At 57.1% G+C, this 4824-nt stretch carries 5 protein-coding genes; all 5 read left to right on the forward strand.

Annotation, left to right across the window (positions count from 1 at the left end; all coding sequences use genetic code 11):
* Positions 1–434: 434 nt before the first annotated feature.
* The 5 genes from ABX749_RS22185 (at position 435) to ABX749_RS22205 (ending at position 4817) form a co-directional block, all read left to right on the forward strand.
* Positions 435–1844, forward strand: a complete 1410-nt coding sequence (locus ABX749_RS22185) for a CmpA/NrtA family ABC transporter substrate-binding protein (RefSeq protein WP_372897905.1) — start codon at positions 435–437, stop codon at positions 1842–1844.
* Between the two features lie 18 nt (positions 1845–1862).
* Entirely contained in the window at positions 1863–2771 is a 909-nt protein-coding gene (locus ABX749_RS22190; RefSeq protein ID WP_372897906.1) for an ABC transporter permease, read from the forward strand.
* 1 nt (position 2772) lies between these two features.
* A complete protein-coding gene (locus ABX749_RS22195; protein WP_372897907.1) occupies positions 2773–3678 on the forward strand; it encodes an ABC transporter ATP-binding protein in 906 nt (301 codons plus the stop codon).
* A gap of 89 nt (positions 3679–3767) precedes the next feature.
* The gene (cynS, locus tag ABX749_RS22200; protein WP_145222183.1) at positions 3768–4214 is read left to right on the forward strand and encodes a cyanase; all 447 of its coding nucleotides are present in this window, start codon (positions 3768–3770) and stop codon (positions 4212–4214) included.
* Positions 4215–4217: 3 nt separating this feature from the next.
* Positions 4218–4817: an ANTAR domain-containing response regulator gene (locus ABX749_RS22205; protein ID WP_372897908.1), complete on the forward strand. Its 600-nt coding sequence runs from the start codon at positions 4218–4220 to the stop codon at positions 4815–4817.
* Positions 4818–4824: the final 7 nt, after the last annotated feature.

Here is a 4824-nt window from a genome sequence, read left to right on the forward strand (position 1 = left end):
AGCCAGATGGATTTTTTGCACTCCCACAAGCAGGGTCCCGGCGAGGTGCAGCGTTTGGCGTGATGACCGTTCCTTCGTCTCGCATTGCACGATCCATAAGCAGGCTTGCACCGACCTTGCGCAGCGGCGCTGCCTGAGCAACCGTATCGAAGATGAAAGCGATCGTTTTTTACTGCCGTCCGGATCGCCAAATCATTGACAAACAAGAGATCCAGTTGGGCTGGCGTTGAGATCCATCGCATCAAACGAGATGTTTGGCACAACGGTTGCGACGTAAGAACGCCAGCGAAGCATCGGAGTGATCGGATGTTTTGAGCGATCAGACAACAAGCGGATGCGCATTGCGTCGTTCCGACTTTCTAACCCGCGGACCCTTCCGCCATCACGAGCCGGCGTGCTGCCGCTCGTCGATTCGTATTCCAAGGAGTATAGCCATGAGTGTCTTTCGCCGTGATCCGTTTGATCCCGATCAATCGCTTGAACACCAACACCACGCGGGATGCGGCCATGGACACACGCATTGCGAACCGGCCGATCAAACGCAGTGCCAACACAGTTCCGTCAATGATGTCCCGCAACCGGCGTTGTCGTCAGAAGACGCGATGAGCCGCGCGGTCGAGACGGCGGTGGTCAAGGCGATCTTTGGACAGAGTGATGTTTCGCGGCGGAAAGTGTTGGCGGCTGCGGGAGCCGGTGTGGTCGCTGAAATCGTCCGCGGCATGTTTCCCTTGGATACGGCCAAAGCAATGGCCATGGAAATCGGCAAGATCGAAAAACCGGATCTCTCGATCGGTTTCATTCCGATCACCTGCGCAACGCCGATCATCATGGCCGAACCGATGGGTTTCTACGAAAAACACGGGCTCAATGCCAAGGTCCGGCGTGCCAGCGGCTGGGCGATGGTCCGTGACTGGGCGATCACCAAAGAAGTCGACGCGGCACACATGCTCTCGCCGATGCCGCTGTCGATCACACTCGGTGCCGGTTCGCCCAAGGTTCCGTTCTACATGCCGGCGGTTGAGAACATCAACGGTCAAGCGATCACGCTGGCGAACAAGCACAAGGGCGTCAAAACCGCTCAGGACATGAAAGGTTTTCGGTTTTGCGTGCCGTTTGAATATTCCATGCACAACTACCTGCTTCGCTATTACCTGGCCGAAGGGGGATTGCATCCGGACAAAGACGTGCAAATCCGCGTGGTTCCGCCGCCGGAAATGGTGGCGAATCTGAAAGCCGGCAACGTCGACGGTTACCTGGCCCCGGATCCTTTCAACCAGCGGGCGGTGTACGAAAACGCGGGGTTCATTTTCAAGCTTTCCAAGGAGATCTGGGAAGGACATCCGTGCTGTGCGTTCGCGATCTCGCAAGAGTTCGCCAACACACATCCCAACACGTTCCTTGCGTTATTCCGTTCCATCGTCGACGCGACAGCCTACGCGTCGGACAAGGCCAACCGCAAAGAAATCGCCAAAGCGATCGCGCCGCGGAATTACTTGAATCAGCCCGTCACGGTGCTCGAACAGGTGCTGACCGGGCGCTATGCGACAGGCTTGGGCGGCATCGGCAACGCTCCCGATCGGATCGATTTCGACCCCATGCCGTGGCACTCGATGGCCGTCTGGATTCTGACCCAAATGAAACGTTGGAAGCACGTCGACACCGACTTCGATTACAAGACCGTCGCCGAAGAAGTTTATTTGGCGACCAAGTGCAACGAACTGGCTTCCGAAATGGGTTACGAAGATCGCACCAAAACCTACACCAAGCACGTGATCATGGGCAAAGAATTTGATCCGGACAAACCCGACGAGTACTTGGCAAGTTTTCCGATCAACAACCTTTAATCCCCGACAGGTGAATTCATGATGAATCCCAAAACCTGGCGCTTGCCGAGTGATCCGAAGTGGTGGCAAGCCAAAATTCTAAGCGTCGTGATTCTGGTCGTTTTGCTGGGCGGTTGGCAGTACGCGACCAGCCGGGCCGCGTTTGATCCGACAGGCAAGACCGAAGAGGAACTGATGTTGCTCGAGTTCAACGGTGAAATCGTGATGAACGACGCCGGAGACTATGTGTTCAACGAGGAAAAGACCAGTGGCGTGCCCGGACCGCTGATGGTGGGCAAGAAGATCGTCGAAGAACTTTCGCATCCGTTTCACAAGAACGGAACCAACGATCATGGCATCGGACACCTGATTTTCTACACGGTGTCGCGGTTCAGCGTCGGGTTCCTGCTGGCGAGCGTGGTCGCGATCTTCGTCGGCGTGATCGTGGGACTCAATCCCGTCATCTTTCACGCCGTCAACCCGTTCCTTCAGGTGCTCAAGCCGATCTCTCCGTTGGCTTGGATGCCACTGCTGTTGTACACCGTTCAAAAACCGACGATCACCGCGATCCTGGTGGTGTTCATGGCGTCCCTCTGGCCCACGATCGCAAACACGGCGTTCGGATTGTCATCGATCGACAAGGACTACTTGAGGGTTTCGCGGATGCTGGAATTCGGATGGTTCCGGCGGCTGTTCACGGTCATCTTGCCGGCCGCGGCTCCGGCGATCGTCGCGGGGTTGAGAATCAGTTTCGGTTCGGCCCTGGTAGCCGTCGTGCCGGCAGAAATGCTGCTCGGGGAACTCGGGGTGGGCTATCTGACATGGATCGAGTGGAACAACTTGGACATTGCCGGCGTCTTGTTCGCCATCCTTGTGGTCGGCTTCGTGGGCTTCTTGATGGATGCCCTGTTCTCAAAACTTTCCAAGGCGGCCAGCTATGCAACTTGAAATGCCAACTCCCGAACTTCAATCCGCTCCGCCAGCCGAAGCGGACCAATCCAGCGACGGTCAATTGTCCGTCCGCGAGGCGTCAAAGTTTTTTCCGTCCCTGACCGGTGACGGCGAAGTCTGCGTTTTCCGCGACGTGTCATTGGACATCGCCAACGGGGAATTCGTTTCCATCATCGGGCACAGCGGCTGTGGAAAAAGCACGCTGTTGAACATCATCGCGGGATTCGACCAGCCGACGTCCGGAGAAATCCTGGTCGACGGCAAGAAGGTACTGGGACCGGGATTGGACCGGATGGTCGTGTTCCAGTCGTTCGCCTTGATGCCGTGGATGTCCGCCTTTGACAACGTCCGCGTGGCCGTGCGTTCGGCATTCCCGTCGTGGGACAGCAAACAAGTTGCCCAACACACGACGCGTTATCTGAATCTGATGGGACTGACCGATATCGGCAAAAAGATGCCCGCCCACCTGTCCGGCGGAATGCGTCAACGCGTCGGACTGGCGCGAGCCTTCGCGGTTCAACCCAAAGCCCTGCTGTTGGATGAGCCGTTCGCTCAGATCGATGCGTTGACACGTGGATCGATCCAGGACGAATTGGTTCGGATGTGGGACGTGGCCGGGGCGACCGTTTGCATGGTCACACACGATGTGGACGAAGCGATTTTGTTGAGTGACCGAATTGCATTGATGACCAACGGCCCGGAAGCCCGGATCGCCGAAATCGTCGACATCAACATCCCGCGTCCGAGGACTCGCGAACAGTTGATCGAATCGGAGGACTACATGCGTCTACGGACACGCATCCTGCGCTTCTTGATCGACCACAACCGCCGGCCGACGGCGTTGGATGACACCGCCCACGCCATGGAAGCTTACCCCCACAGCGACGAAAACCAGCCGGATTGAGTGGTGTTCCTCGTTTGCCCCAACCCTTTCACCCAGCAGTTCCTTTCTCCTTTCGCAGAGTACGCTTTATGACCACGATGACAGAATCCATGCCAACCCTCGAGCAAGTCGTCACCAAGATCGAATCGGTCAAGGTCGCCAAAAGTCTGACCTGGGCCGAATTGGCCGAAAAGATGGGCCAGAGTCCCGTCTGGGTCGCCGCGGCATTGACCGGTCAATGCTCGATGAGCGAAGACGACTGCGCCGCGGTCAAGGACGCGTTGGAATTGACCGACGCCGATTGCAAGGTCTTGCAAGGCTATCCCTATCGGGGCTCGCTGACGCAAACGATTCCCAGCGACCCGTTCGTCTATCGCTTCTATGAAATCATGCAGGTCTACGGCATGGCGATGAAAGAAGTGGCACAGGAAGAATTCGGCGACGGAATCATGAGCGCGATCGACTTTTCGATTGACGTCGATCGTGAACCCGATCCGAAGGGAGACCGCGTGAAAATCACGTTCAGCGGCAAATTCCTTCCCTACAAAAAGTTCTAACTGATGGCGACACCGCTTCCGCCGCCGACGCTCAAGCTGATGCTGGTCGACCAGTCGAGCCAGCGTCGCGAAATTCTGGAAAAGATCCTTCGGGACAACGGCTACACCAACGTCTTCTCGACGTCTGGGCTGGACGATCTGTTCGCGCTGGTGGCGACGGTCAAACCCGACGTTGTGCTGATCGAACTGGATAGCCCGAAACGCGACACGCTGGAACAGTTGCGGGAGATCAGGCAACGCCAACCCACCCCCGTGGTCATGTTCGCCCAAGACCAAGACGCCCAAACCGTCCACGCAGCGGTCGACTCGGGCGTCTGCGCGTATATGGTCGACAGCGTGGATCGCGTCAAAGTCAAGCCAGCGATCGACCTGGCGATGGCAACCTTTGCAGCCTACCGTCGCTTGCGGAACGAAGCCGACAAATATCGGACGCAACTGGATTCACGAAAAGACATCGACTTGGCCAAGGCGATGTTGATGCGGCACGAGCGCCTCGGCGAAGCCGAAGCGCACCGCATGCTTCGCAAAATGGCGATGGACAGCAACCGTAAATTACACCGCGTCGCCTTGGTCGTGATTTCAACGTTCAAGAACAAACGCTGAATTCACC

The sequence above is a fragment of the Stieleria sp. genome, from assembly GCF_041595215.1.
Classification (GTDB): Bacteria; Planctomycetota; Planctomycetia; order Pirellulales; family Pirellulaceae; genus Stieleria; species Stieleria magnilauensis.